General features: G+C 63.7%; 24 protein-coding genes and 3 tRNA genes. 7 read left to right on the top strand and 20 right to left on the bottom strand.

Annotated elements, in window-relative coordinates:
- Nucleotides 1–44 precede the first annotated feature (44 nt).
- The 5 genes from SH584_RS01610 to proS are packed head-to-tail and all read right to left on the bottom strand — an operon-like array spanning nt 45 to nt 4686.
- On the bottom strand, nt 45–929 hold the full coding sequence (locus SH584_RS01610) for a lysozyme inhibitor LprI family protein (protein WP_324808034.1): 885 nt from the start codon (nt 927–929) through the stop codon (nt 45–47).
- Between the two features lie 32 nt (nt 930–961).
- Entirely contained in the window at nt 962–1453 is a 492-nt protein-coding gene (locus SH584_RS01615) for a glutathione peroxidase (protein WP_324808036.1), read from the bottom strand.
- Entirely contained in the window at nt 1450–2124 is a 675-nt protein-coding gene (locus SH584_RS01620) for an ABC transporter ATP-binding protein (RefSeq protein ID WP_324808038.1), read from the bottom strand. The genes SH584_RS01615 and SH584_RS01620 overlap by 4 nt, the downstream gene beginning before the upstream one ends.
- Entirely contained in the window at nt 2117–3367 is a 1251-nt protein-coding gene (locus SH584_RS01625; RefSeq protein ID WP_324808040.1) for a lipoprotein-releasing ABC transporter permease subunit, read from the bottom strand. Before SH584_RS01625 ends, SH584_RS01620 begins: the two co-directional genes overlap by 8 nt.
- Complete coding sequence (gene proS, locus SH584_RS01630; protein ID WP_324808042.1) at nt 3364–4686, bottom strand: proline--tRNA ligase; 1323 nt, start codon at nt 4684–4686, stop codon at nt 3364–3366. Before proS ends, SH584_RS01625 begins: the two co-directional genes overlap by 4 nt.
- Before the next feature lie 365 nt (nt 4687–5051).
- Here proS and SH584_RS01635 point away from each other — a divergent pair, with 365 nt between their 5' ends.
- Nucleotides 5052–5417: a DUF1622 domain-containing protein gene (locus SH584_RS01635; RefSeq protein WP_324808044.1), complete on the top strand. Its 366-nt coding sequence runs from the start codon at nt 5052–5054 to the stop codon at nt 5415–5417.
- Nucleotides 5418–5624: 207 nt separating this feature from the next.
- Here SH584_RS01635 and SH584_RS01640 read toward each other — a convergent pair whose 3' ends face one another.
- A complete protein-coding gene (locus SH584_RS01640) occupies nt 5625–12635 on the bottom strand; it encodes a M10 family metallopeptidase (RefSeq protein WP_324808046.1) in 7011 nt (2336 codons plus the stop codon).
- Between the two features lie 530 nt (nt 12636–13165).
- Between SH584_RS01640 and SH584_RS01645 the strand changes: the two genes are divergently transcribed.
- A complete protein-coding gene (locus tag SH584_RS01645; RefSeq protein ID WP_324808048.1) occupies nt 13166–13447 on the top strand; it encodes a hypothetical protein in 282 nt (93 codons plus the stop codon).
- A 34-nt stretch (nt 13448–13481) separates the two neighbouring features.
- Here SH584_RS01645 and SH584_RS01650 read toward each other — a convergent pair.
- Nucleotides 13482–13558: transfer RNA gene (locus SH584_RS01650), tRNA-Met, on the bottom strand.
- Nucleotides 13559–13710: 152 nt separating this feature from the next.
- Between SH584_RS01650 and SH584_RS01655 the strand changes: the two genes are divergently transcribed.
- Nucleotides 13711–14121 (top strand): DUF3775 domain-containing protein, encoded by a 411-nt coding sequence (locus SH584_RS01655; protein ID WP_322840491.1) that lies wholly within the window; start codon nt 13711–13713, stop codon nt 14119–14121.
- On the opposite strand, the gene SH584_RS01660 is transcribed toward SH584_RS01655, so the two are convergent.
- Genes SH584_RS01660 through SH584_RS01670 form a run of 3 tightly spaced genes read right to left on the bottom strand, consistent with a single transcriptional unit; the run spans nt 14118 to nt 17176 of the window.
- The gene (locus SH584_RS01660; RefSeq protein WP_324808049.1) at nt 14118–14636 is read right to left on the bottom strand and encodes a 2'-5' RNA ligase family protein; all 519 of its coding nucleotides are present in this window, start codon (nt 14634–14636) and stop codon (nt 14118–14120) included. The two genes, SH584_RS01655 and SH584_RS01660, sit on opposite strands and share 4 nt — an antisense overlap.
- Entirely contained in the window at nt 14633–15193 is a 561-nt protein-coding gene (locus tag SH584_RS01665) for a PRC-barrel domain containing protein (RefSeq protein WP_324808051.1), read from the bottom strand. Before SH584_RS01665 ends, SH584_RS01660 begins: the two co-directional genes overlap by 4 nt.
- A gap of 30 nt (nt 15194–15223) precedes the next feature.
- Nucleotides 15224–17176, bottom strand: coding sequence for a potassium transporter Kup (locus SH584_RS01670; RefSeq protein WP_324808053.1), 1953 nt, complete (start codon nt 17174–17176; stop codon nt 15224–15226).
- A gap of 126 nt (nt 17177–17302) precedes the next feature.
- Here SH584_RS01670 and ald point away from each other — a divergent pair, with 126 nt between their 5' ends.
- Nucleotides 17303–18403 (top strand): alanine dehydrogenase, encoded by a 1101-nt coding sequence (gene ald / locus SH584_RS01675; protein WP_324808055.1) that lies wholly within the window; start codon nt 17303–17305, stop codon nt 18401–18403.
- A 61-nt stretch (nt 18404–18464) separates the two neighbouring features.
- Entirely contained in the window at nt 18465–18689 is a 225-nt protein-coding gene (locus SH584_RS01680; RefSeq protein WP_324809426.1) for a DUF3072 domain-containing protein, read from the top strand.
- Here SH584_RS01680 and SH584_RS01685 read toward each other — a convergent pair.
- The 8 genes from SH584_RS01685 to SH584_RS01720 form a co-directional block, all read right to left on the bottom strand.
- Nucleotides 18649–19302 carry a tetratricopeptide repeat protein gene (locus SH584_RS01685; protein ID WP_324808057.1) on the bottom strand — a complete coding sequence of 218 codons (654 nt, stop codon included), beginning with the start codon at nt 19300–19302 and terminating at the stop codon, nt 18649–18651. The genes SH584_RS01680 and SH584_RS01685 overlap by 41 nt on opposite strands.
- Entirely contained in the window at nt 19302–19706 is a 405-nt protein-coding gene (locus tag SH584_RS01690) for a cytochrome c-type biogenesis protein (RefSeq protein WP_324808058.1), read from the bottom strand. The genes SH584_RS01685 and SH584_RS01690 overlap by 1 nt, the downstream gene beginning before the upstream one ends.
- The gene (locus tag SH584_RS01695) at nt 19703–20230 is read right to left on the bottom strand and encodes a DsbE family thiol:disulfide interchange protein (protein WP_322840483.1); all 528 of its coding nucleotides are present in this window, start codon (nt 20228–20230) and stop codon (nt 19703–19705) included. The genes SH584_RS01690 and SH584_RS01695 overlap by 4 nt, the downstream gene beginning before the upstream one ends.
- Nucleotides 20227–22155, bottom strand: coding sequence for a heme lyase CcmF/NrfE family subunit (locus tag SH584_RS01700; RefSeq protein ID WP_324808061.1), 1929 nt, complete (start codon nt 22153–22155; stop codon nt 20227–20229). The genes SH584_RS01695 and SH584_RS01700 overlap by 4 nt, the downstream gene beginning before the upstream one ends.
- The gene (gene ccmE / locus SH584_RS01705) at nt 22152–22589 is read right to left on the bottom strand and encodes a cytochrome c maturation protein CcmE (protein ID WP_324808063.1); all 438 of its coding nucleotides are present in this window, start codon (nt 22587–22589) and stop codon (nt 22152–22154) included. The genes SH584_RS01700 and ccmE overlap by 4 nt, the downstream gene beginning before the upstream one ends.
- A 124-nt stretch (nt 22590–22713) precedes the next feature.
- Nucleotides 22714–23433, bottom strand: coding sequence for a heme ABC transporter permease CcmC (gene ccmC / locus SH584_RS01710; protein WP_324808065.1), 720 nt, complete (start codon nt 23431–23433; stop codon nt 22714–22716).
- Nucleotides 23434–23481: 48 nt separating this feature from the next.
- Nucleotides 23482–24531, bottom strand: a complete 1050-nt coding sequence (locus SH584_RS01715) for a Leu/Phe/Val dehydrogenase (RefSeq protein ID WP_324808067.1) — start codon at nt 24529–24531, stop codon at nt 23482–23484.
- Nucleotides 24532–24563: 32 nt separating this feature from the next.
- Nucleotides 24564–24640, bottom strand: a tRNA-His gene (locus SH584_RS01720).
- Between the two features lie 81 nt (nt 24641–24721).
- Between SH584_RS01720 and SH584_RS01725 the strand changes: the two genes are divergently transcribed.
- Both SH584_RS01725 and SH584_RS01730 read left to right on the top strand, forming a co-directional pair.
- Nucleotides 24722–25156, top strand: a complete 435-nt coding sequence (locus SH584_RS01725; RefSeq protein WP_324809428.1) for an HIT family protein — start codon at nt 24722–24724, stop codon at nt 25154–25156.
- A 111-nt stretch (nt 25157–25267) separates the two neighbouring features.
- Nucleotides 25268–25912, top strand: a complete 645-nt coding sequence (locus tag SH584_RS01730; RefSeq protein WP_324808068.1) for a Crp/Fnr family transcriptional regulator — start codon at nt 25268–25270, stop codon at nt 25910–25912.
- 9 nt (nt 25913–25921) lie between these two features.
- Here SH584_RS01730 and SH584_RS01735 read toward each other — a convergent pair.
- Both SH584_RS01735 and SH584_RS01740 read right to left on the bottom strand, forming a co-directional pair.
- Nucleotides 25922–25996, bottom strand: a tRNA-Val gene (locus tag SH584_RS01735).
- A gap of 49 nt (nt 25997–26045) precedes the next feature.
- Nucleotides 26046–26318 carry an HU family DNA-binding protein gene (locus SH584_RS01740; RefSeq protein WP_322840469.1) on the bottom strand — a complete coding sequence of 91 codons (273 nt, stop codon included), beginning with the start codon at nt 26316–26318 and terminating at the stop codon, nt 26046–26048.
- Nucleotides 26319–26380: the final 62 nt, after the last annotated feature.

Raw genomic sequence — 26380 nt, forward strand, 5'->3', positions numbered from 1 at the left:
CAGTTCCAGCGCGGTGCCCGACTTATCCCCAATTTATAGCGCGCTTACCGGGACGTGCCCTGCCACCGGCCGGCCATGATGTCATCGATTTCACGCATCCGCCCACGATAGGTGTTACTGATGCAGCGATTGTCCCGGCACTGGTCACGATAGCCAAGGAAGCGGTCACGAGTCTGGCGAAGCAAGCGATCGGTTGCCGGGTCCGCATTCGCCACCGCGTTTCGATACTGAAGCGACATCGACCGATCGAGTGCGCCGAGCGCAGGATCGTTGCACACCGCAATCTCGCTGCGAGTCCGCGCGCGCTGGCAATCGAAGCTCGGATTGCCCGGAGCCGCTGCCGCATCGGCGGCATCCGAATCCGGCAGGGGCGCGATCGGATCGGCCGGGGCTGCCCGTGTGGGCGTTTCGATCGGCGCAGGAGCAGGCGCCGGGGCAGCGGCGGTACCAGCCCTAGCCTGCGTCAACGTGGCGAGCGGAATCGTAATCGAGTCCCCATCGCTAATTGACACCGTTCCAGACGGCGGGGCGCCGACGCCATAGCCGATGCTGCCCGTCAGCGTCGTCCGACCACCGGCGACTTTCAGGCCAGGCGGGAAACGCAGGTTCGCGCGCGCTCGACAATCCGCCGCCGCATCGTCGGCGACCGGCGCGGTCGGTGCCGCCCCGTCCAGCGTCAGCAGGGCATATTCCGCAATCCGCGCATAATCATCGGCATTGTTGCCGCGAATCTCGGCCGCTCGACGAAACAGTTCACGCTTCACCAGATCAAGCGTCGCGGCGGATGCACAGCGATTGTCGCCTGCCTCGGCGCGCTCGGCGGCGTTACCGTCAATCTGGTTTTCGGACAGCGCATCCTCATTGCCGCGGTTGCAGGCACTTAGGGACAGCGCGGCGGCAAGGATCGTGAAGCTGGCGACTTTACTCATGGCCGGACAAACGCCTCTGGAGTGGAAAAGCCTCAACGCGGGCTGGAAAGCAGCGCCTCGATGTCACCGGCAATCTCTTCCGGCTTCGTCTGAGGCGCGTAGCGCTTCACCGCCTTGCCCGAGCGGTTGATCAGGAACTTCGTGAAATTCCACTTGATCGCCTTCGATCCCAACAGCCCCGGCGCTTCCGCCTTCAGATGCTGGAATAGCGGCGCGGCGTCGTCGCCATTGACGTCGATTTTGCCATAGATCGGGAAATCGACGTCGTAGGTCAGCTTGCAGAAATTGGCGATTTCCTCGGCATCGCCGGGTTCTTGCCCGCCGAACTGGTTGCACGGAAAGCCGAGCACGCTGAAGCCCTGATGCCCAAACCGCCGCTGCAGGGCCTCAAGACCTTCATACTGTGGCGTGAACCCGCACTTGGACGCAACATTGACCACCAGCAGCACCTTGCCCGCCTGGTCCGACAGGTCGCCGGTCGACCCGTCGGCCTTGCGGACCGGGATGCCAGTCAGTGACGTCACTCGAGCACCCCGTCATGAAGGCGAACGACGCGGTCCATCTTGGCCGCGAGCCGCTCGTTATGGGTCGCGACCAGTGCGCTGCTTCCCTCGCCGCGAACAAGATTGAGGAACTCGCCAAGCACGCGATCGGCAGTGGACTCGTCGAGATTGCCCGTCGGCTCGTCGGCCAGCACCAGCGGCGGGCGATTCGCCAGCGCCCGCGCGACGGCGACCCGCTGCTGCTCGCCGCCCGAAAGCTTCGACGGGCGGTGGTCCAGGCGATGGCCCAGTCCCAGCTTGGTCAACAGTTCGGTCGCACGCTGTCGCGCCTCCGCTGGAGTGTGACCATGGATGACCTGCGGCAGGATGACATTTTCCATCGCGTCGAAGTCGGGCAGCAAATGGTGGAACTGGTAGACGAAGCCCAGCGCATCGCGGCGAAGCGCGGTCCGCCCGTCGTCGTTAAGCGCCGACGCTTCCTTGCCGTCGATCACGATCGAGCCTTCGAAGCCGCCTTCGAGCAGCCCGACTGCTTGCAGAAGCGTCGACTTGCCCGATCCTGACGGACCAAGAAGCGCAACGATCTCGCCCGGTTGCACCGACAGGTTCACTCCGCGAAGCACCTCGATGGTAACGTCGCCCTGCGTGAATCTCCGCCGCAGGTCGCGAGTCGACAGGACCGGATCACTCATAACGAAGCACCTGCACGGGGTCGGTTGCCGCGGCGTTGCGCGCCGGGAACAGCGTGGCGAGATAGGTCAGCACCAGTGTCACGCCGATAATCGCCGCCACTTCGATCGGGTCGGTCTTGGACGGAAGCTCGCTGAGGAAGCGCACCGAGGGATCCCACAAATTCTGCCCGGTAATGAACTGGATAAAGTTCACCACGCCCTGGCGGAAGAACAGGAAGATCGCCCCAAGCAGCGCGCCGATCAGGATCCCGAAGGCGCCGATCGTCAGACCCACGGTCATGAACACCTTGGTCATCGACGCGCGGCTGGCGCCCATCGTCCGCAGAATCGCGATGTCGCGCGTCTTTGCGCGCACCAGCATGATCAGCGAGGAAGCAATGTTGAACGCCGCCACCAGGATGATGATCGACAGCACCACGAACATCGCGATCCGCTCGACCTCGAGCGCTTCGAACAGCGCCGAATTCATCTGGCGCCAATCAACCACCACGCCCTTGCCCTGAACCAGCGCCTGCAACGGCGCGACGATCTCGCCGACCTTGTCGGGATCCGTCGTTTGGACTTCGACCATGCCAACCGAATCGCCAAGCATCAGCAACGCCTGCGCGTCCTGGATCGGCATGATCACGAACGACTTGTCGTACTGGAAAATCCCGACCTCGAAGATCGCACCCACGGTGTAGGTGACGATGCGCGGCACCGTGCCGACTGGGGTCGAGCGCCCTTCCGGACTGATCAGCGAAATTTCGCTACCCGGATAGGCGCCGAGCGTCCGCGCCAGTTCCGATCCGATCGCAACATTATTCGAACCCGGCGTTATCGATCGCAAGTCACCAGAAACGACCTTGCCATTGAGGACCGGATTGCTGCGGATGTCCTGCAGACGGCTGCCGCGAACCAACACGCCCTCGACCCGACCGTTGGCCGATACCATCAGGGGCTGCTCGATCAAGGGCTTGGCCGAGACGATCCCCGGCAATTTCTGCGCTTCGGTCGCGATATTCTGCCAGTCGGCGAGGCGGCCCTCATAGCCCTGGACGATCGCATGGCCATTGAGGCCGGCAGTTTTCTCGAACAGCTCCGCGCGGAAGCCGTTCATGACGCTCATCACGATGATCAGCGCCGCGACGCCCAGCGCGACCGCGCCGACCGAGAAGCCTGCGACGACGACGATGAAACCCTCGCCCTTGCCCGGGAGCAAATAGCGCTTGGCGATCATGCGCTCATAAGCGTTGAGGATCATGACGTGAGCCGCTCGATTGCCGCGTCGATGCTCAATTCCTGCTTTTCTCCGGTGCGGCGGTTCTTCACTTCGACCACACCGTTGGCGAGGCCGCGCGGCCCGACCACCAGCTGCCAAGGCAGACCGAGCAGATCCATCGACCCGAGTTTGACCCCGCCCCGCTCGTCCCGATCGTCGTACAACACTTCGACCCCGGCCGACGTCAATCGCGCATAGATATCGTCGGCGGCTGCAATCGACGCCGCGTCGTCGCCGCGCATCGTGACCAGCCCAACCTTCCACGGCGCGACCGCGTCGGGCCAGATGATCCCGGCGTCGTCGTGGCTCGCCTCGATGATCGCGGCAACCAGGCGGCTGACGCCGATGCCGTAGCTGCCCATCATCGGTGTCAGCGGCGATCCATCCGGCCCCGAGACCTTTAGCCCCATCGATTTCGAATATTTGTCACCGAAGTAGAAGATGTGCCCGACCTCGATCCCGCGCCCGGTGCGGCGAACGTCCTCGGGCACTTCCGCCCAGCGCGCTTCGTCGTGGGTTTCGTCGGTCGCGGCATAGGTCGTGCTGACCTTGTCGAACAACTGCTCCAGCCCCGCCGCATCGGCATAGTCAAGGCCCGATTGCGCCCAGTCGAACTCCTCGAACGCCGCATCGTAGAACACCTCGCTCTCCCCGGTCGGCGCGAGCACGATGAATTCGTGGCTGAGGTCGCCGCCGATCGGACCCGACGCCGCCTTCATCGGCACGGCGCGAATGCCAAGCCGCTGGAAGGTCCGCAGGTAGGCGAGCAACTGCATATAATAGCTGTTGCGCGCGCCCGCTTCGTCCAGGTCGAAGCTGTAAGCGTCCTTCATCAGGAACTCGCGCCCGCGCATCACGCCGAAGCGCGGCCGCACCTCGTCACGGAATTTCCACTGGATGTGATAGAGCGTCCGCGGCAGGTCGCGATAGCTGTTGACGTCCTGGCGGAAAATCGCGGTGATCATTTCCTCATTGGTCGGGCCGAACAGCATGTCGCGGTCGTGGCGGTCGCGGATCCGCAGCATCTCGGGACCGTAGGCGTCATAACGCCCCGACTCCCGCCACAGATCGGCCGACTGCATGGTGGGCATCAGCATTTCCTGCGCGCCGGAGCGGTCCTGCTCCTCGCGCACAACCTGCTCGATTTTGCGAAGCACGCGCAGGCCTACCGGCAGCCAGGCATAGATGCCGGCGGCGGTCTGGCGGACGAGGCCGGCGCGGAGCATCAGCTTATGGCTGACGATCTGGGCGTCGGACGGGCTTTCCTTGAGGACGGGCAGGAAACTGCGGGAGAGGCGCAAGGCGGGACGACTTTCTTGACGGCGGACGCGTGGTCGGTTTGCTCTCCTACTCAGGCGCCCTCTTCAAGGCAACGCCACAGCCGTGTGTTGTCCCGGCGCAACAGGGCGGGCAAATATGCCGCGGTTCGTCGGTTTTGGGGCTGACTCGGCGGCGGTCGAGTCGTAACTCTTGGCCATCGGATCACGATGCAAGTCGAAGGTCCGGGGAGGAGCCGACGCCTGTCAGGGGGTAGAGCGGTTCGAACTTCCAAAGGGGGCTGACGAGCAATCGTCACGCAAGGACGCCCGGGCTGAACAAGCCCGGGCGTTTTGCTTTTCCGGCCATTCCGCGCCACTCTACTCATGTCGTTCGAAGGGGGGTGTGCATGGGATCCGCTGCGTGGATGGAAATGGCGGCGCGCCTGCTCGAATGGGCTGGGGTCGCGATCATCGTCGGCGGGGCCGTCCTCGCCACGGCGCGCTTCGTCATCGACCTCCGCGGTGCGGAGGCCAAGCGCGCCTACGACCACTTCCGCGCCAACCTCGGCCGCGGGATCCTTCTCGGCCTCGAGTTCCTCGTTGGCGCCGACATCATCTCGACCGTCACCGCTCCCCTCACTTGGCAGAGCGTCGGATTGCTCGGCGCGATCGTCCTCATCCGCACGCTGCTGAGCTTCAGCCTGGAAACCGAGATCGAGGGTGTCGCGCCGTGGCGCCGCCACCAGCGCGAGTCCTCGGACGAGGTTCGGTAAGGGAACCCGTCTGAGCTTCGTCGCTCGCAACGTCGGCGATCAATTCCCGACGTAGCATTGCGGGAAGCCGGCGGCTCGAGGCGCCGTTCTCGCGACATTTCTAAAGCACCCCGCAGCACATTCCGCGTGGCGCTTCCAAGAAGCTTAGACAAAAGAAAAGGCGCACCCGAGCCGATCGGGAGCGCCTCTCCTTGTTCTTATCCGACTTTAGACCAGCTGGTCGGTCGAGATACCATGATGCCAGTTTGTCTCGGTCATGAAGCTCCCGAAGCCATTTCCGCCGATATTGCCGGCGAGGTCATGGCCGTAGCTGCCACCGAACAAGTCGTTGTTGGCCGGCGAGACTGGCGTCACCATCCAGTCGTCGCCGTTAAACAGCGCGTCCTCGTCCGAAATCACCGACCGTTCAAACACTGCAGCCGAAGCGGCTGATCCCTCGCTGGTCTCCGAAGCCGGAGTTCCGAGCGAACGACCTTCCGCGCTGCCGTGAAGCACATAGTGCCGGGCGAGTGCTTCGGCATCGGTGCCATACGCCAGGGCGAGATCCGGGTTCGCCGCGGCGTAAGCGAGAGCGTCGAAGGTGATCGGACGATCTTCGTTAAAGCCGAAGGTCAGATAGTGCATGATCGCCGCATTTTCGTTGGGACCGTATGCCGCGATGAGATCGCCGTACGAAGCCAGGTAAGCCCATCCATCGAACGTGACGGTGCGGTTTTCCGCCGCACCGAAGTTGATGAAGTGAGCCGCCGCTGCCGACGTGTCCGAACCGAACGCGATTCGCAGGTCGCCGTACGAGGCGATATATTCCAGCGCATTGAACGACAGCGATCGACCCTCGGCAAAGCCGAACGACAGGAAGTGCTGAACGCCCGCGGCTGCGTCGGTGCCGTAGGCGGCCCGCAGATCGGCATAGCCAGCAATGTAGGCAAGGCCGTCAAACGCCGTCGTCCCTGCCACCAGCGTCGACCAGGAAAGGGCTCCGCTGTTCTGGAACGCTCCCATCTCGATACCAGTGATCTCGGTCGCACCCCGTGCAGTGACGAGGTAGCTGCGGTCGCCAGCGGTAAGCACGCTGTAATCCGACTGGAAACCACCGAGGATCAGCAAGTCGTTGCCGCTTCCGCCATCGACCCGATCGAAACCGGCGTCCGGCTTCAATGCGGCCGGGCCAGTCACGGTGATGATCGTGTCGTCGCCCGCGCCGCCGATCAGCACGTTCGAGCCAGCGTTGCCGGTGATCTGGTTGTTGCCGTCGTTGCCGGTCGCATTGATCGACGCGATCCCCGCCAATACCAGATTTTCCAACCCGCTGCTGAGCACGTAGCTGATGCTCGAAACGACAGTGTCGATCCCGCCGCCGGCGAATTCGGTAATCTGATCGCCAGCATCGTCGATGACATAGGTGTCGTCACCGGCACCGCCATCAAGGAAGTCCGCGCCGATCCCGCCGTCGAGCGTGTCGTCGCCGGCATCGCCGAACAGTCGGTCGATTCCAGCGCCGCCAAGCAGGACGTCGTTGCCATCAGCGCCGATCAGTTGATCGTCACCAGCGCCGCCATCGGCATAGTTGTCGGCGGCATCGCCGATCACCACGTCGTTGCCCGCGCCCAGAATGACCTGCTCGAAGCCCGACACCGTGTCGAGGCCACCTTCGGTTCCGGCATTGACCTGGCCCGATGCCAGGTTGACCTGAACCGCTCCGGTCAGATTGCTGTAGTTCAGTCGATCGATGCCGTCGCCGCCGCTCAGCACGTCGTCCCCGGCACCGCCGGACACCGTGTCGTTGCCTGCGCCCGCTTCGATGCGGTTGACACCCTCGCCGCCGCTCAGGACGTCATCGAAAGCCGATCCGATCAGGTTTTCGATGCCAGCGAGGGTATCGAGCCCCCATCCGGTTTCCTGCGCGTCGGTCAGCGAAAGGTCGACCATGACCCCGACGGTTGCATCGCTGTAGACCGCCGTGTCGACGCCTGCACCACCGATCAAGGTGTCGTCGCCTTCGCCACCGAGCAGGCTGTCGTCGCCATCGCCGCCGTCGAGCGTGTCGTTGCCCGCGCCGCCGATGAGAACGTCGTTGCCGACCCCACCGTTGAGGACGTCATCACCCGAACCACCATCGATACGGTTCGCGTTCGCATCGCCGGTCAGCGTGTCGTTGAAGGCCGAACCGACGAGGTTCTCGATCCCGCTCAGCGTGTCGGTTCCAGCGCCAGTTACCTGCGCACCGGTGTTCGACAGGTCGACGGTCACGCCCGCGGTCGCATCGCTGTACGAGGCCGTGTCGTTTCCTTCACCACCGATCAGGACGTCATCGCCCGCACCACCCAGCAACAAGTCGTCGCCGGTGCCGCCGTCGAGGACGTCGTTGCCGGCCAGTCCGATCAGCGTGTCGTTGCCGCCACCACCGCTCAGATTGTCGTTGCCGGTCGCGCCAATGATCGTCTCGTCACCGTCGAAGCCGGTCAGCGTCAGATTGCCGATGAAGCCATCAAAGTTGAAGGCCGTGAAACCACCGGTGTAGCCGTTGCTGATCGTGAACACGGTGACGAAGCCGTTGGTTGCCCCCGCGCCGTCGCGATCGGTCTGCAGAAGCAGGTCGGTGCCCGACTGGACCAAACGCATGTGGCCGCTCGCGAACGCGTTGCTGTTGGCAGTGTAGCCGGTCAGACCCAGGTTTAGGAAGCTGCTAAGCTCGAACCGGTCGCCGCCGGTGCCGCGCTCAAAGTCGGTCACCCGGCTGGTCCGGGCCGTCGTCGCCACTTCGGTCGACGCGGCAGCGCTTGCACCAACGCCGAACTGAATGACGTCGGAGCCTGCGCCCAGGGTGATCAGGTAATTGTTGACGGTCGAAGCACCGCGCATGCTGATGCTGACGATGTCCGCACCAGCGCCCGAATTCACCGTGGCGCTGGCGACGCCCGTCAGGATGATGCGGTCGTTGCCGTCACCGCCATCGACGCTGACGATATCGACGTTGCGGTCGTTCGACGTTGCGCCCAGCGCCGCATAGGTGCTGGAAGAAAGGCCAGCCACGTTCGTGGCCAGCCCCGCCGAAAGCGTTCCCGAGCGAACTTCGATGAAATCGTCGCCCGAACCGCCATCAAGATTGATGTTGGTCGAAACGACGCCCGCAGCGCGGGTCACCAGGATGCTGTCGTTGCCGCCGTACCCGAACAGCGAGTCCGTTTGGCCCGCCGGGCCGGAGACGGCGTTGTCGACGATCAGGTTGAAGTCGTCGTTACCGCGCAGCGTATCGCCGAAGTTCGAACCAGTGAGATATTCGACACCGATCAGGGTATCGACGCCTTCCCCACCCGTATCCTGGGCTTCACCCTGAATGCGGAGGTCGACGTTCACGCCGCCAGTCGAGTTGACGTAGGTGACCGTGTCCAGCCCCTCGCCACCGATCAGCGTGTCGTTGCCAAGCCCGCCCGAGAGCGTGTCGTTGCCGAGCCAACCGTCGAGCACGTCGTCGCCGGCGTTGCCGACCAGCGTGTCGAGCGTGCCGCCGCCAGTGACGACGTCGTTGCCGAGGCCGCCACGGAAGATGACGCGTTCGATGCTGGTGAAGGAGCCCGCTGCGACGCCGTCCATCGTGATCGCGCTGTTGCCTGCGACATTCGCAAGGTTGAACGCGATCCCGCCGGTCTGGTCGGTGTAGTAGGCATAGGCGATGTCGGTCCCCTCACCGCCGTCGAACGTGTCCTGCCCGCCGTCGTTGGTGAATGCCACCGAGGTGCTCGCCACGCCGCCGATCAGCGTGTCGTCGCCGCTGCCGCCGCGAAGGATGTCATTGCCCTGGCCGCCGACGATGAAGTCATTGCCGGCACCACCTTCGAGGATGTCGGCACCTTCCTGAGCGGACAGCGTTCCATTGTTGTCACCGAACAGCGTATCGTTGCCGCCGCCGCCGATCACGACGTCGTCACCCGCACCACCAACGATGGTGTCGGTCAGCGCACCGCCAACCAGGCGATTGGCCAGTGCGTTGCCGGTCAGCGAGTTGGAGAAGGATGCCGCGCCGACCAGGTTTTCGATATTGGTCAGCGTGTCGAGGCCACCCGACGTCCCGGTGTTCTGAGCCGTAAGCGTGTTAAGGTTGACGACGACGGTCGAGGTCGCGGCCGAATAGTCGACCGTGTCGCTTCCGTCTGCGCCGTTGTAAATGTCCGCCCCACCACCGTCGAAGAAGACGTTGGCGTTGGCGTCGCCAGTGATGTTGTCGCTGCCCGACCCGGTGCGAACGTTTTCGAAGTTGACGATCGTGTCGATCCCCATGCCCGTATTCTGGGCCGTCGTGGTCGCAAGGTTGACCGTCACGCCCGTCGAGCCACGGTACGACACAGTGTCGACCCCGTCGCGGCCGTCGAGGAAGTCGTCTCCAAGTCCGCCTTCGACGACGTTGGCATTCGCATCGCCGACCAGGATATCGGAAAAGTCGCTGCCCACGAGGTTCTCGATGCTGCGCATCGCGGCAATCGACTGGCCGTTAAATGTGGTGACACCGTCCAATGCCCCGTTCAGCCGTGCGAAGACGCCTCCAGCGTAGCCCGCGAACGATGCCGTGTCGGTTCCCGCGCCGCCGTCCAGGAGGTCGACCGTTCCGCCAGCGTTCGCACCCGGGTTGAGGATGTCGTCGCCGGCCCCGCCCGTCAGGACGTTCTCGGTCGAGTCACCGATCAGGGTGTCGTTGAAGTTGGATCCCTGGATGTTCTGGAAGCCGCTGAGGGTATCGAGACCCGCAGCGCCCGTGTTCTGCTGCGATCCCTGCAGACCGAGGTTGACCGTCACGCCGGCGCCAGAGCCCGCATAGGAAACGGTGTCGTTGCCGGCGCCGCCCACCATCGTGTCGTTGCCAAGGCCGCCTTCGATCACGTTGGCGTCGGCGTTGCCGATCAGCGTGTCGTTCAGATTCGAACCGACCAGATTTTCGATTCCCGTCAGCGTGTCGATGCCGGCTCCAACCGTGTTCTGAGCGACGCCCTGAACGTTGAGGTCGACAGTGACACCGGTCGACGAGCCGCCAGTGAAGGCATTGACGAACGACGCGGTGTCGTTGCCCGCGCCGCCGTCGATGATGTCGTCGGCGATCGTTCCCTGAAGGAAGTCGTTGCCTTCGCCGCCATCGAGGATCGCGCTGCTGGTGTTGTTGGCGGTCACCGCCGAGGTCAAGACCGCCGAATTCTGAAGTGAGATGTTGAGCTGGTAGGTCTGCCCAGCCGAAAGCGGCTGCGCGACACTGCCCGTCGCAGGCGTATATTGGCCGACGCGGATGTAATAAGTCCCGACCGCGTTAAAGGTGTACGTGATGTAGGCATCGTCGTTGACGGTCGAGCCGGGATCGCCCGGACCGGTATCGTTGCTGGCCAGCACGACGCCCGCGCTGTTTACGAGCTCGATGATGCTGTCACCAAGTGACCCCGCACCGTCGATATCGAACACGGCCTGCGAACCGGCAACGGTGACGTCGATCCGGTAATATTCCAACACGCCACCCACCGCAGTGGCATTGATGGTGGCATGAGGAACCGACGTCGAATTGGTAATAATGGGGTTGGCATCCACATCGAAGGCACCCGCCGTGTTGACGGCGGTAGCAATGCTACCGTTGTTGGTCGCCTGGTCCTTCGTGATATCCGCCTTCGACGGTGCCGAGACAGTCGTGGTCGTGGTGAAGCCGCCGCCGATCAGGCGATCGTCGCCGCCGCCACCAATGAGGGTGTCCGCGCCACCGGAGCCGCCGATCAGCACGTTGTTCTGGCTGTTGCCAGTCAGCTTGTCGTCACCGCTGGTGCCGCCGATGTTCTCGATGCTGCGGAGCGTGTCGGTCTCGCCGTCATGCTCGACAATCACGTCCGCGCCGGTGTCATTGAGCGTCACTGTGACGCCCGTCGTCCCAGTGAAGATCACCGTGTCGCTTCCGGCGCCGCCGTCCAGCGTGTTGTTCGCCATGTTGCCGACGAAGATATCGTTGCCTGCGCCGCCCTTGACGTTCTCGATCAGCGATCGGGTGTCGTTGTCGTACAGCAGCGACATCGCGATGTTGCCCGGCGCAAGGGCCAGGCCGTTCGAATAGGCAAGGTGGTTGGCTAGCTGCGCGGGATCGAACGTCGAGAATTCACCCGGACGCAGGTCGACCGTCACGCCACCCGCATAGTTGCTGGCATCGATCGTGTCGTTGCCGCCGCCATCCCAAATCGTCATCAGGATCGTGTTGCCCGATGGCGCGCCCTGGCCAACGCCATTGATGAACATCTCGCCAGTCGTGTTGCTCCACGAATAGACGGTGTCGCCGGCGTTGGTCGTGAAGTTGGCGCCGTACATGTACTGCAGCGCCGCCAGATCGTACTGCATGTAGGTCTGCGGCTGATTGCTCTTTTCGCCGGCGAAACCCGACGTTCCGGGCGCGGGCGTGTAGGTCATCAGCGACCAAGCCTGACCGTCGCGATCTGGAGTGAGCGACTGGGTGCCGAAGCGCGGGAACGATCCGAAATAGAAGGACAGGTCCGAGTTGGTATAGTCCTGGTGACCGTGCTTCAGACCCATCGTGTGGCCGATTTCGTGGAACATGGTGGAGTAGCCCCACGTCCCCTTCACGGCCATGTCGTAATAAGGTTGGCTGGTGCGGCCGAACCAGATGTCGCCGGCAACGCCGCGCGTATCCGACGGGAAGCCGCCGTAAGCCGAGGTCACGTCCTGATCTGCGCTCTGCGAGATCCGGATGTTCGCGTGAACGGCGTCGGTCTCGGTAATCTCGGTAAACTTCAGGTTCGTCCACGCCGAAATCTGCGCGAAGGCCGCGCGCGCCGCAGCCTGCTGCTGCGCGCCGAGGTCGAGGTGATAGAGGCTGACGCCGTTGCTGTCGTAGCCGGTGCCATTGTAGTTCGAGCCCGACGTCGGGAAGCTGTAGGTTAGCTCCTGCTCGCCCCACTTCGACCCGATCAGCGTCGCGTCGACGTTACGGTTGCCCGTGAAGGAGCGGCTGCCGTCCGGATTGGTGATCAGGTTGAGCAGGACGCCGAGGTTGTTTCCTTCCGGGTTGGCATCATTGATGCCGCCCTTGCCCGAGCCGTCAGCGTCGTTTTCGCGGAAACCCGCGCATGCCGCGCAGCCGCAGCCTTCGACGACCGTGACATGATTAAAATCGGTGAGGGGATCCCACGAACCGGGGACGGGAAATTCGGACGAACCTTCGCTGCCGAAGTCGGAATTGCTCATGTTATTGATCCCCCTACGCTTTTCAACTGGACGAAATGGCGCGGCACAAGAACAAGACGCGAATCCGCCTTCTTCTCATGCCAAGTTGACTATGTGTTCACCTGAAGTTTTTAACGGTCAAGCGGCGCCTCACCCGATTTGGCAATCGATCCCCTTATTGCGACGAACCGCCGTTTAAATTCGACAAACGGAGGAAAGTTGACGGATCGTCAATCCGGTGAGTTTCCGACGCATTTCAGTAAGTATTGGAAAACAGGCAGAATCATTACGCGGGTGACCTGCGCGGTCTGGATCGCCATGGGTCGTGACACTGATCTTGCTAAAGCGTACCGAGGCTCGTGCATATGATCCCCGTCCCAGCAAAGATCACGGTCTTCGCTCCTTTCGCCGCGGCTCTGGTCGCCTGCTCAGCCATTCCTCAGGAGGACAGCATGCGCACCGCCGATGGCTCTCAAGGCACCGAACATCTCTCGCATGGCGACCCGTCGACTTCCTCGTCCACTGCAAAGGATCCCGCAGCCCAAGGGCCAATGCCGGAACCCGTTTCGGCGGCGGAAAACGCTCTTCCCGAAGGCCGCAAGGATTCGCCGTCTGAGGCCGAAGGGCGCCGTACCCTGTCCACGGCTTTCGTCCGGGTCCAACCCGACGGGCTGTTGACCGTGCAACTCCGTGGCGGCCGCACCTTTCTCCTTCGCAACGTCCAGATGAATGCGCGCAATTACTGCGGCACCCAAGTGTCCGAAGGTCGCGAGGGTAAGCGATTCTGCGGCGGCTACGCCGACGTCGTCGGGGCCAGGGCGGGATCATCCTGACGCCACCGAGCACGGCCCGCTGTGATTGAAAAGATGGTAGCGGAGGAGGGACTTGAACCCCCGACACGCGGATTATGATTCCGCTGCTCTAACCAGCTGAGCTACTCCGCCCCACGTTTCGGCGGTCCCAATGGCCGCCGAGAGAGGCACCGGCCGTTGGCCGCGCGGTCGGGCCTATAGGAGGCGACTTCATGACCGTCAACTTGGGTGGAACCGCCCCCGTCGGCTCTCGTTCAGCCCATTAGATTGGAGAGCCCTAACCGATGGAACCGTTGACCCCGCTAGAGACCCTGTGCCGCATTATCCTGCGGGCGCGCGAATATGAGGCGCAGGTGCCGACCGACTATGACGGCGGTGAAGCTCCCGAGAATGTCGATAACGAGGGTGAGGAAACGCTCTCGGTCCTCGACGATTCGCTCAACACAAGCGTCGAGGAAGAGCTGACCGGCGCGATCGAGGACTTGGCCGAGGACCAGCAGGCCGAACTGCTCGCCTTCGCCTGGATTGGCCAGGGCACCTACGACGCCTCCGACTGGGACGAAGCGATCGAGGCCGCCAACGACGAGAATAATATCGTCGAGGAGCTGATGGACATGCCGATGCTCGCCTCGGTTATCGAATCCGGCATGGCCGCCTTCGACCTAAGCTGCGACGGAATTGGCGACCTCAGCTAGGTGCGGCGCCCGCTGCCCCGGAAGGGATAGCGGGCGATCGTATCCCACGGTCCGTCCATGTACCGATGCAGCCCCAGCCCCGCGATCGCCAACGGTCGCGGGGCAAAATTTTGCTCGAGGCTCGCCATTAGAGCGCGCGCCACGCTCGACGTGACCTTGTTCTGCACCGTGATGTGCGGGCGCCACCCCTGCCCGTCCTGTGCAGTCAGCAGGCCAAGAAATTGCTGCGCCAGATCGGCGCGGATGAAATCGAGGTCTTCGGACACGATCCGATAGGCGACGCCGCCGCCCAGGTTCATCAGCCCGGCGACCATGGCGCCAGGAGGCGGTCCGGCGGACAGCGTCTTCAACGCGGCCTTCGCTTCATCGACGACGGTTGGCGGCAGCGCGTGGAACATCGTCAGATGCGCCCCGATGCGATTTCGCTCGGGCGGGAAATGCACTTTGCGGAGGCCGTCGAAGAAGGCGAAGTCCGCAGGAGCCAACTCCGCCGTGACGATCAGCGCACCGCTCATCGGCCAGGCCACTCCCCTCGCTCGATGGCCGGGCACCCCTCGAGATCGATGTCCGCCGCGACCAGTTGCTCAGACTCGACCCGTACCTTTGACCAGTCGACTTTGCGAAAGGTCTCCCCGACTCCCGCCACGCCACCTTGCGAGACTACCAGATATTCGACACTCCCCGATCGACAGCCGATCATCGCATCGACGGCCTTGCCCAGTTCCTTTGCGTGGCCGTCGACCAACGCGGCGCGGGAAAACATCGACGCTGGAAACAGCGTTTCGCCATGGGAGACCTCGCTGCGGTCATGCGCGGTTTTGCCGCCCTTCTCGACCGCGCGCTCGCGACCGAGCCAGCGCCAGATCCCGAACCCGTTGAGGAGCGCGAGGATGATGTTCTGCCACACCAAACTCCCCGGCCCGCTGATTAGCCCGATGCCGAGCCACCCCAGCGAACCCGCGGTGAAGGCGATGAAGCCGATCCCGGTGACCTTCGGCCCAAGATTGGATGCGGTCAGCAGCGCGCCGAGAATGATGCAGGCGGGAGCGACCCAGGTCAGTATCTGTTCCATTCCCGCCTAACTGCCGCGGCGGGGAAACGTTCAGATTTCGACCTGGCTACCCAACTCTACCACGCGATTGGTCGGCAGCTTGAAGAATTCCATCGCGCTTTCCGCGTTTCGAAGCATCCACGCGAACAGCTTCTCCCGCCAGATCGCCATCCCCGGCCTCGCGGAGGTGATCAGCGTCTGCCGCGCCAGGAAGAAGCTGGTGTCCATCATCTTGCAGGTCGGACCGCATTTTTCGACCAGCGCCAGCGCCGCGGGCACGTCGATTTCCTCCATGAAACCGTAGCGGATGATTACCCGGAAGAAGCCAGAGGAATAATCCTTTGTCTCGATCCGGCGCTCCGCCCCGACGAAGGGAACGTCCTCGATCCGAACCGTCAACAGCATGATGCGCTCGTGAAGCACCTTGTTGTGCTTCAGATTGTGGAGCAGCGCATGTGGCACACCCTTCATCGACGTCGTCATGAAGACCGCCGTGCCCGGAACTCGGGTCGCCGAGCTTGCCGCGGACTTGATGAACACGTCGATCGGCAAGCTCTCTTCCGACATCCGGTCAATCATGAGTTTGCGCCCCTTCGCCCAGGTCGTGAGCAAGGTGAAGGCGATTGCGCCGATCAGCAGCGGGAACCAGCCACCGTCGGGGACCTTAAGAAGGTTCGCGCTGAAATAGAGCAGGTCGATGGTGAAGAAGACCGCGAGCAGCGGGATCGCCTTCCACGCCGGCCATTTCCACAGCGAAAACAGGACGACCGCGATCAGCACGCCGTCGATCAGCATCGCGCCGGTGACCGCGATGCCATAAGCGGCGGCAAGGTTCGACGACGATCCGAAGGTAATCACCAGCAGGATGACCATCACCATCAGCGCCCAGTTGATCGCCGGAATGTAGATCTGCCCGGCGGCGTGCTGGCTGGTGTGGGTGATTCGAAGGCGCGGGATGAAGCCGAGCTGGATTGCCTGCTGGGTCACCGAGAAAGCACCGGAAATCACCGCCTGGCTGGCGATGATCGTCGCCATCGTCGCCAGGATGACGAGCGGCAGGCGCAAGATCTCGGGGGCGAGGAAGAAGAAGGGATTCTTGACGGTCTCGATCGCTTCGGCCGGCGTCTGCGCGAGCAGCATCGCCCCCTGCCCCATATAGTTGAGCAGCAGCGCCGGCATCACGAACCAGATCCACGACACCTTGATCGGGTTGCGCCCGAAGTGCCCCATGTCGGCGTAAAGCGCTTCGGCACCGGTCACCGCCAGCACGACCGACCCCATCGCGATGAAGGCGGGCAATGGCTCGGACAGATAGAATTGGATCGCGTTCATCGGGTTGAACATTTCGACCAGCACGGCCGGATGATCGACGATGTGGATGACGCCTAGAACCGACAGCGTCGTAAAATAGACCAGCATGATCGGACCAAACAGCAGGCCCACCTTCGCGGTGCCGCGCGACTGGATCGCGAACAGCCCGACGAGGATCGCGATCGCCAGCGGAATGACGAACGGTTCGAAACGCGCCTCTACCGTCGTCAGTCCCTCGACCGCCGACAGGACGGAGATCGCCGGGGTGATCATGCTGTCGCCATAGAATAGCGCGGTGGCGAACACGCCAAGCATAATGATGCCCGCCGTCCACTTCTTCTTTTTCGCGCCGTCGTCGCCCGCCGATCGATTGATCAGGGCCAGCAGCGCCAGGCTCCCACCCTCGCCCTTATTGTCGGCGCGCATGATCAGCATGACATATTTGAACGTGACGATAATCATCATCGACCAGAAGATCAGGCTGAGGACGCCGTAGATATGCAGCGCGTCCGGCGCGAGGGTGTGGTGGCCGGCAAAGGTTTCGCGGAAGGCATAGATGGGCGATGTACCGATATCACCGAACACGATTCCGATGGCTCCGACCGCCAGCTTGGCAAGCGAACCTTGCGCGTGGCCGTGGCCCGCGTTGTTCTCGTTCAGCGTCTCGGCGCCGCCCGTCTCGGAAATACTCATGTGATCACATGCCTATCATCGCGCCCGACCCGGGGCGCGCCGCCCTAGCACCGGCAAAAAGACGCTGCAATCGACCGCAACCGGGTCTATAGCGCCGCCACTTTCCCAGTTTGGAGCGAACGAACCATGCGCGTCGGTGTGCCGAAGGAAATCAAGAATCACGAGTATCGCGTCGGCCTGACGCCGGCCTCGGTCGCGGAACTGACCGCGGCTGGTCATGAAGTGCTGATCGAAACCAAGGCGGGCATGGGAATCGATTTCTCCGATGCCGCCTATGAAAAGGTCGGAGCGACCATCGTCGCCGACGCAGCCGCGGTGTTCGCGGGCTCGGACATGATCGTGAAGGTCAAGGAGCCGCAGGCGTCCGAAATCGCGATGCTCGAGGATCGTCACCTCCTCTTCACCTATCTCCACCTCGCCGCCGACAAGCCGCAGGCCGAAGGCCTGATGAACTCGGGCGCGACCTGCATCGCTTATGAAACGGTGACGAGTCGCTCGGGCGCGCTGCCGTTGCTGAAGCCAATGAGCGAAGTCGCGGGTCGCATGTCGGTTCAGGTCGGCGCCCACTATCTCGAAAAAGAACAGGGCGGCCGCGGCGTCCTGCTCGGCGGCGTTCCGGGCGTTGCGCCCGCAAAGGTCGCGATCCTTGGCGGCGGCGTTGCCGGCATCAACGCCGCGCAGATCGCCACCGGCCAGCGCGCCGACGTGACGATCTATGACATCAACAACGATCGGCTGGCCGAGCTCGACATGCATTTCGGTAGCACGATCAAGACTGCCTTCGCGTCGAAGGCCGCGATTGCGCAGGCGATCCAGGAAGCCGAAGTCGTCATCGGCGCGGTCCTCGTTCCCGGCGCCGCCGCGCCCAAGCTTGTCACGCGCGACCAGCTCAAGACGATGAAGCGCGGCTCGGTGCTCGTCGACATCGCGATCGACCAGGGCGGCTGCTTCGAGACCTCGAAGGCCACGACGCACGACGATCCCGTCTACACGATCGACGGAGTCATCCATTACTGCGTCGCCAACATGCCCGGCGCCGTGGCCCGCACGTCGACATTTGCCCTCAATAACGCCACGCTTCCCTTCGTCCTGAAGCTGGCAAACCTGGGCGCCGAAAAAGCCATGGCCGAGGATCCGCACCTCGCCAATGGATTGAACGTCTCGGGCGGGAAGATTCGCAATCAGCCGGTCGCCGAAGCACTCGATCTAGAGTTTGTCCCTCTCTGATTGACGCGGAACATTCATGGAACATCGGGGTTTTCTCTTCGAACCTCAAAGGGATACCCCGATGTCCGAACAGATAGCCGACGACCCGAAGCAGCACCCGACTGGCAACGCCATCAAGGACCCGGAAGATTGGGTCACTGGCGACGAGCCGATGACCGGCGCACAAGCATCCTATCTTCAAACCTTGAGCGAAGAAGCGGGCGAATCCTTCGACCCGTCGCTCAGCAAGGCCGATGCCTCGAGCCTTATCGACTCGCTTCAGTCGAAGACGGGTCGGGGCGCCTGACTGGATTGGTCGCTGCTTGAGGAGGTAGCGTCAGTAGCGCGTCTTCGACCAGCGGCCGCCAGCTCGCATTTGCCGGCGCATTCGCCAATATTCCTTGCCATTCGCGTCGCGCGGTTTCCGGATCGCCCGATCGTGCGGCGGCGAGTCCTAGAAAGAATGGCGGAGCAGGTTGCGCAGGGCCCAGCGCGCGCGCCCGCTCGAATGCGAACCGAGCAGCGGGACTTAAGGTTCGGCTGTGGTCGGCCAGCGCGTTGCCTAGCCCGACCCACAGTTTGAAGTCGGTGGGATGCTGCCGTACCGCAGACTGCAACAAGCCCGCGGCGTCCTTCGTATTGCCGCGCGATGCCAAGGCTTCCGACATCGTCAGCCATCCGTCGGAATTATCGAAGCGCCCCATCAAGGCGGTGCGCGCGGCGTTCAACGAAGGCGGCACCGGCCGATCGGCGATGGCGCGAGGCGATCCCGCCTGCCCTGGACTTCCCTGTAGCGCGTAACCTGCGCCTGCGAAGGCAAGCACCGCTGCCGACAGGGTGAACAGACCTCCACGCACACCGCGCACCCACAACAGCCCGAGCGCGACCACCGCCAAAAGGATCAGCCACAAGATCCCCATCAACCGCGCCTCCGGACGAGGCGTCGGCGAAGCAGAAACGCACCGGCGGCCAGCAACAGGATGGGCGCGAACCACAACGGCCAGGTCAGCGGTGCGACCGGCGGTCGATAACTGACCCACTCACCATACCGATCGACCAGCCACGCGCGCACGGCTTCCGGCTCCTCGCCAGCGGATATTCGCTGACGGACCAGCGCGCGCATGTCCCCGGCAAGCTCGGCATCGCTGTCGGCGATCGACTGGCCTTGGCAGACAAGGCAACGCAGCTCTTCCATCAGCGCCTTGGCCTTCGCCTCCTGCACGGGATCGGCCAATTGCTGATTGGCAAACTGGGCGGGTGGAAGGCTGCTGTCCGCCCATGCGGGCGCCGCAAGGAGCGCGAGGGCAAGAAGAATAGGCTTCATCGCGCTGCCTGCCATTCACGCATCAGTGCCGGAAGGTCGGCGGGCTCGATCGGACCGAGATGCTGATAGCGGATGATCCCACGACCATCGACGATGAAGGTCTCGGGCACGCCCGATGATCCCAACGCCAGTTGCACGCGGCTTTCGGGATCGGTGCCGATCCTCTGGAACGGGTCACCGTGTCTGGCCAGGAATTGCTCAACGTCTTCCTGCCGGTCGCGAACCGCGATGGCGTCGATGGGAATCCCACCCTTCGACATTTCGAGCAGCAGCGGCGCTTCGGCGATACATGGCACGCACCAGCTGGCGAAGACGTTGACCATCCGCGGCTGTCCCGACGCCAGGTCAGCCGACGCCAGGCCCGGTTTGCCGGGCACGGCAGCGTCAAGCTGGAACGTCGGAACGGGCTTGCCCGCAAGCTTCGACCGCACTTCCTCGCTGGCGGGAACGGCTAGGCGCCAAGCCAGTCCACCGACGAGAAGCAATAGCACCGCCAGTGGCAGAAAACGCAGCCAACGGTTCACGGGTAAAGCTCCATGTCGGCAAGACGGCGGCGCTGGCGGCGCTCGGTCCAGCTTCGCCCGGCCAGCGCCATCACGCCGCCCAGCGCAATGAGGAAGCCTCCGAGCCAGATGAGCGTGACGAATGGCTTCCACCAGAGGCGAAGCTGCCAGCGGCCGTCGGCGTCGCGCTCGCCGAGTACGGCGTAGAGTTGCCCGTTCCAGAAGCTTTCGATCGCTGCCTCGTTGGTGGTCGTCGGCGGCTCGGAAAAGAACCGGCTTTGCGGACGCAGGACGTTGACGCCGCTTCCGCGCGAGGCGCGTAGCTCCGCTTCGAGCGCGGTCCAGTTCTGCCCCGCGACCGGCATGACACTGCGGAAATTGACCAGCCACGGACCGACATCGACGGTCTGCCCCGACCGGACCGACGCCAGCTTCTCCTTGGTGAAGGCCGAGTCCGACGCAGCTCCCAGGATCGCCACTGCGACACCAAGATGGGCGATCACCATGCCGTAAGTCGCCAGGGGCGTTCGACGGAGCGACCTGCCGAACAAGGGCTGAAAGCTGGCCGGGACGAGCCCCAGGCCGATCGCCAGACCAAGGCGAGGCAACCACCCGATCGTCGGCGCGGCCCAGAACGTCAGGCCGAGGATCGCGAGCGCGACGAATACGCCAGGCAGCAGTCGCGGCAGGATCGGCGCCGAATCGCGACGCCAGCGAAGTTGCGGGGCGATGATCATCATGGCGGCAAGCGCGAGGGCGAGCGGGCTGGCGACCGAATCGAAGTAGGGCGGCCCCACCGACAACTTCTCACCCGTCATCGCCTCCGCGAAAAGTGGGTACAGCGTGCCGACGAAGACGATTCCGAGGATGACCGACAGCAGCAGGTTGTTAGCGACGAGGCCGCCCTCCCTGCTGACGACCTCAAACGGCGCGCCCTCCTTCACGTCGCCGATGCGCAGCGCGAACAGAAACAGCGCGCCGCCGATGTAGATCGTCAGCAAGGCAAGGATGAAGCTGCCGCGCGCCGGATCGACCGCAAAGCTGTGCACCGACGTGAGGATGCCCGACCGCACGAGGAAGGTCCCGACCATCGACATGGAGAAAGCGATCAGCGCGAGCATCATCGTCCAAGCGCGAAGACCCCCGCGTGCTGCAAGCACGTTGACGCTGTGAAGCAAAGCGGTCGCCGCGAGCCACGGCATGAGGGAGGCATTCTCGACCGGATCCCAGAACCACCATCCGCCCCAGCCAAGTTCGTAATAGGCCCAGTAGCTACCCGCGGTAATTCCAAGCGTCAGTAGGATCCAGGCGGCAAGCACCCACGGGCGCATCGCGCGCGCCAGGGCCGGACCGACGTCGCGCGTGATCAGGGCGCCGACGGCGAGACTGAACGCGACCGACAGGCCGACGTAACCGAGGTAGAGCGTGGGCGGGTGGAAGGCGAGGCCGGGATCCTGAAGCAGCGGATTGAGTCCCCTTCCCTCCAGCGGTGCCGGATTGAGCCGTTCGAACGGGTTGGACGCGAACAGCAGAAAGGCGAAGAAGCCCAGCGCGAGCGCAGCCTGCGCGCCGAGAGTCGCGCCGAGCGTCCGCTCGTCGAGACGGCGTTCGAACAAGGCGACGGCGGCCCCTGCCAGTGCCAGCACGGTGACCCACAGGAGCATCGAGCCTTCGTGATTTCCCCAGGCGCCGGCGAATTTGTAGAGCCATGGTTTCTGGCTGTGGCTGTTGCTGGCGACCAGCAGCACGCTCATGTCGCTGCGGAGAAAGAGTGCGAGCAGCGCGGCAAAGGCGATCGCGGACATGAGGCCCTGCCCGATCGCGACTGCCTGAACGGTCGCGATTCGCCGCCCTTCCCCACCACCAAGACCGAAAGCCAGCCCGAGTTGAAGCAACGCCAGCGCTGCCGCCAGCCACAGCGCGGCGAGGCCGGCTTCGGCGATCACTGGACGTTGGCCGTCATGTTGCCGGTCATCGGCTCCATCTGCGGAGGCATGTAGCGCTCGTCATGCTTGGCGAGGATGGTGTCGGCGACGAACAGATCGCCTTCCATACGCCCTTCGGCCACCACGCCGCTGCCTTCACGAAACAGGTCGGGCGTGATGCCGCGGAAACGGACCGGGGTCGTCGCCTTGCCGTCGCCCACGATGAAATCGACGGTGACGCCGTCGGCGTTGCGGCGGAGCGACCCGTTGACGACCATGCCGCCCAGGCGAACTGCGCGGCCATCGCCGGCCTTCCCCGCCGCGATGTCGACGGGCGTGACGAAATAGGCGGCACGGTCCTGAAGCCCCCACATCGCCAACAGCACCGCGCCCATCAGCGCGACGAGGGCGAGCGAAAGAAGGATCAGCCGCTGGTGCTTGGGGCGAATGGTCATCGGCGGCGGGTCACTGCTTCAGCATCTCGCTCTGCACGACGCATCGATGCGTACGACCAGAGCAGCAAGGCTACCGTCGCAAAGGTGGTGAGGCCGTATGACGCGACGACGAAGGGCCAGGGGTTCATGACGCGGCGTTCCGCCGAAGGCGCGCTTCGACCTTCATCCGCGCAAGATCGCCGCGCATCCGCATGAGCACCGCGGCGGCGAACAGCGACGTAAAGCCGAACATCGTCAGTGGCAAAGGCCACAACATTTCCGGCGCAATCGACGACCCGCCGGCGATGCTGATCGACTGCCCTTGATGGAGCGTGCGCCACCACAAGACCGAATAATGGATGATCGGCAGATTAACTGCGCCGACGATGCCGAACAGCGCGGTCATCTTGCCCTCGCCGCCCCGCTCGCGCTCCGCGGACGCCAAAGCAATGTAGCCGAGGTAGAGGAACAGCAGAATGAGCATCGAGGTCAGTCGGCCGTCCCACTCCCACCACGTACCCCAGGTCGGCCGACCCCAGATCGAGCCGGTCGCAAGGCAGATCGCAGCGAATGTCGCGCCGGCGGGTGCAAATGCCCGGCCGGCGACGGCGGCCAACGGGTGACGCCAGACCAGCTGGCTGATCGAGGCGGCGGCAAGCGCGGCCCATCCCGCCATGCCAAGCCATGCGGCCGGGACGTGGATGTAAAGGATCCGCGCCGTCTCGCCCTGCAGATAATCGGGCGGCGTGACGAACAGGCCGCCGCCGACGCCAGCGAGCACGAGCAACGCGCCGACCGCCAGCAGCCAGCCTGTGACGGGCCGGGCGATCTTGAGGAAACGGGCGGGATTGGCAAAGCCGTGCATGATTTCGCGCGCTTCTAGCGAAAGGCGACCGTCATGGCGAGGCGGTGTTTAGCCCCGACCGATAAGCTTGCGGGCCATGTCGTCGGCGACCGCGGCAGGGTCCTGCCCGGTCTCGGCGCTCTTCGCCCAGATCGTCTCGAGCCGTCCCGGAATGCCTTCGATCCGCTGACGCACCAGCGATGCATCACCGTCAGCAAGATACTCTGTCGACACGTTGATGATGCCTCCCGCGTTGATGACATAGTCGGGCGCATAGAGGATTCCCCGCGCCGCGAGGCGCTGGCCATCCTGCGCGGTCGCAAGCTGGTTGTTCGCGCCGCCCGCCACGATCGGCGTATTCAACGCGGCAATGCTTTCCTCGGTCAGGATTGCACCAAGCGCGCAGGGGCTGACGACATCGGCCTCGATCGAGAGAATCGAGGATGGGTCGACGATCGCGGCACCGGTTTCGGCGGCCAGCGCGGAGACCCGACCCTGATCGACGTCGGCGATCGACAGACGCGCGCCCTCGGCGGCGGCATGACGGGCGACGCCGCCGGCGACGCTGCCCGCGCCCTGGATGGCGAGGTGGAGGCCTTCAAGGCTATCCTTGCCGAGCGCGCGACGAACTGCCGCCTTGATACCGAGGAAAACGCCGAGCGACGTGTGCGGCCCGGGATCACCCCCGACCTCACCGCCTTCGACCGGCAGGCCGGCGACGAAGCGGGTCTGCCGCGAAACCGCGATCATGTCCTTCACCGACATGCCGACGTCTTCCGCGGTGACGTAATTGCCGCCCAGGCGATCAACCGCACGACCGAAGGCCGCAAGCATTTCCTGGGTCTTGGTGCGGTCAGCGTCCGCAAGAACCACCGCCTTGCCGCCGCCCAATGGCAGCCCGGCCATCGCATTTTTGAAGCTCATCCCGCGCGACAGGCGAAGCGCATCGGTCAGTGCGTCGGCGTCGTCGGCGTAATGCCACAGCCGCGTTCCGCCCGCGGCCGGACCGAGGTGGGTCGAGTGCATGGCGATGATCGCGCGCAGACCGCTCTTCTCGTCGGTGACGAAATGCAGCGCTTCGTGCGCGTCGAAGTCGGGAAAGCCCCAGGGCGTGTTCATGGATCGCTATCTGCCTGTCGTGGCGGAAAAAATGGGGCGATCGACGGGGCTTGAACCCGCGACCCTCGGTACCACAAACCGATGCTCTAACCAACTGAGCTACGATCGCCATGAGGCGCCTTGGAAGGGGCGCGTCGGCTCCTTAAGGTCGCTGAAACGAAATGACAAGCGAAGGTGCCGCCCTGCCATGATCAATGCCACGATGACCAAGTTCGGCTATCCGCACACGCTGATCCACGAAGGCGAGCATTGGGCGGTCCTCGTCCGGCCGGCGCAGGTCACGCTGGGCTCGCTGATCCTCGTCTCGAAGAGCGCGGCCACTTCCTACTCGGATCTTCCCGCAGCAGCCTTCGCCGAACAGCGCGACATGATCGTCGCCATCGAGCGCTTGCTTCGTAAATGCGTTCATTTCGAGCGGATCAATTACCGCATGCTCATGATGGTCGACCCTCACGTCCACTTCCACGTGATCCCGCGCTACGAAGGCTCGCGACAGCTCGGATCTTTGAGCTTCGCCGACAAGGGTTGGCCGGGACAGCCCGATCTCGGCTCTGGCGTCGCACTTCAAGATGAAGCCGTTACCGAACTTGCCGGAATGATTCGCTCGGCCATGCAGAGCGAATGAACTTGCTTTGCATCAAGTTGAGATCATAATTGCGCGAGGAGCAGAACCGTGGCGCAAATGTCGATAAGTCAGGAACGAGCGAGGCTGACTGAGACATTGGTCGCCGCCGGCTTGGACGAGCCCACCGCGCGGATGCTCGAGGAAATGCCCTCCACGCTCGTGCAGGTCGACCCTCGCCGCCCCTTCCGCGAGCCGGGCGCGGTTCGCGACGAGGTCATGTTCGTTCGCTCCGGATTATTGTCGAAATTCAAGGTGGACGGTTCCGGACGTCGGCAGATCGTAGCGCTGCGCTTTCCCGGCGAGGGTGTCCTTCCGCGCGAAGGCACCGCCGATTACGGCCTGCAGGCAATCGTCAAGAGCGAAGTGATGGTCGGACAGGCGAAGGATTTCGATCCCATTGTGGACGCCAATCCGCAGTTGGGTCGTTTCTTCTGGCGACTGGTTCAGCGCAACGAGTCGATCGGTTATGAGTGGCTGGTGAATTGCGGACGGCGGGATTCGGTCGCCCGCGTTGCGCACCTGCTGCTCGAGACGGCCGCGCGGACGGGGATCGACGAGAATGATCCCAATTTCGTCAATCCGTTCACGCAGCAACAGATCGCCGACATCACCGGGCAGACGTCGGTCAACGTCAATCGCGTGATGGCAGACCTTGAGCGGCATGGACTGATCGAACGGAAAGGTCGCGCGTTGCGCTTCACCGACCTAACGGGTCTTCGCCGCGTTGCGGAATTCCAGTCGAATTACCTGAGCTGAGGGCGGGCATGGTGGGCGCGGCAGGGATTGAACCTGCGACCCCACCCGTGTGAAGGGTGTGCTCTACCACTGAGCTACGCGCCCATGCCGCGCTGGCAGGCCCCTTAAGTGAGCCTGCCGAGGCTGTCCAGACTTACTGAACCGCGTCCTTCAGGACCTTGCCCGGCCGAAACTTAGGCTGTGAGGTCGCCTTGATCTGCATCGGCTCGCCGGTCCGCGGATTACGACCAGTCGATGCCTTGCGGCGGGTCACGGAAAAATTGCCGAATCCGACCAAGCGAACTTCATCGCCACGCTTGAGAGTCGATGTCACGACCTCAAGCATCGTCTCGACCGCACGGCTCGCGTCATTGCGCGATAGGCCTGCGCGGTCGGCAACATGGCCGATAAGTTCCTGCTTGTTCATGCTTCAACACTCCCGGATTTCATTGCCGCGGGGAATCGCCACAAGACAATGGCTCGTCTTAA

Source organism: Sphingomonas sp. LY29, from assembly GCF_035593985.1.
In the GTDB taxonomy this organism is placed as follows: domain Bacteria; phylum Pseudomonadota; class Alphaproteobacteria; order Sphingomonadales; family Sphingomonadaceae; genus Sphingomicrobium.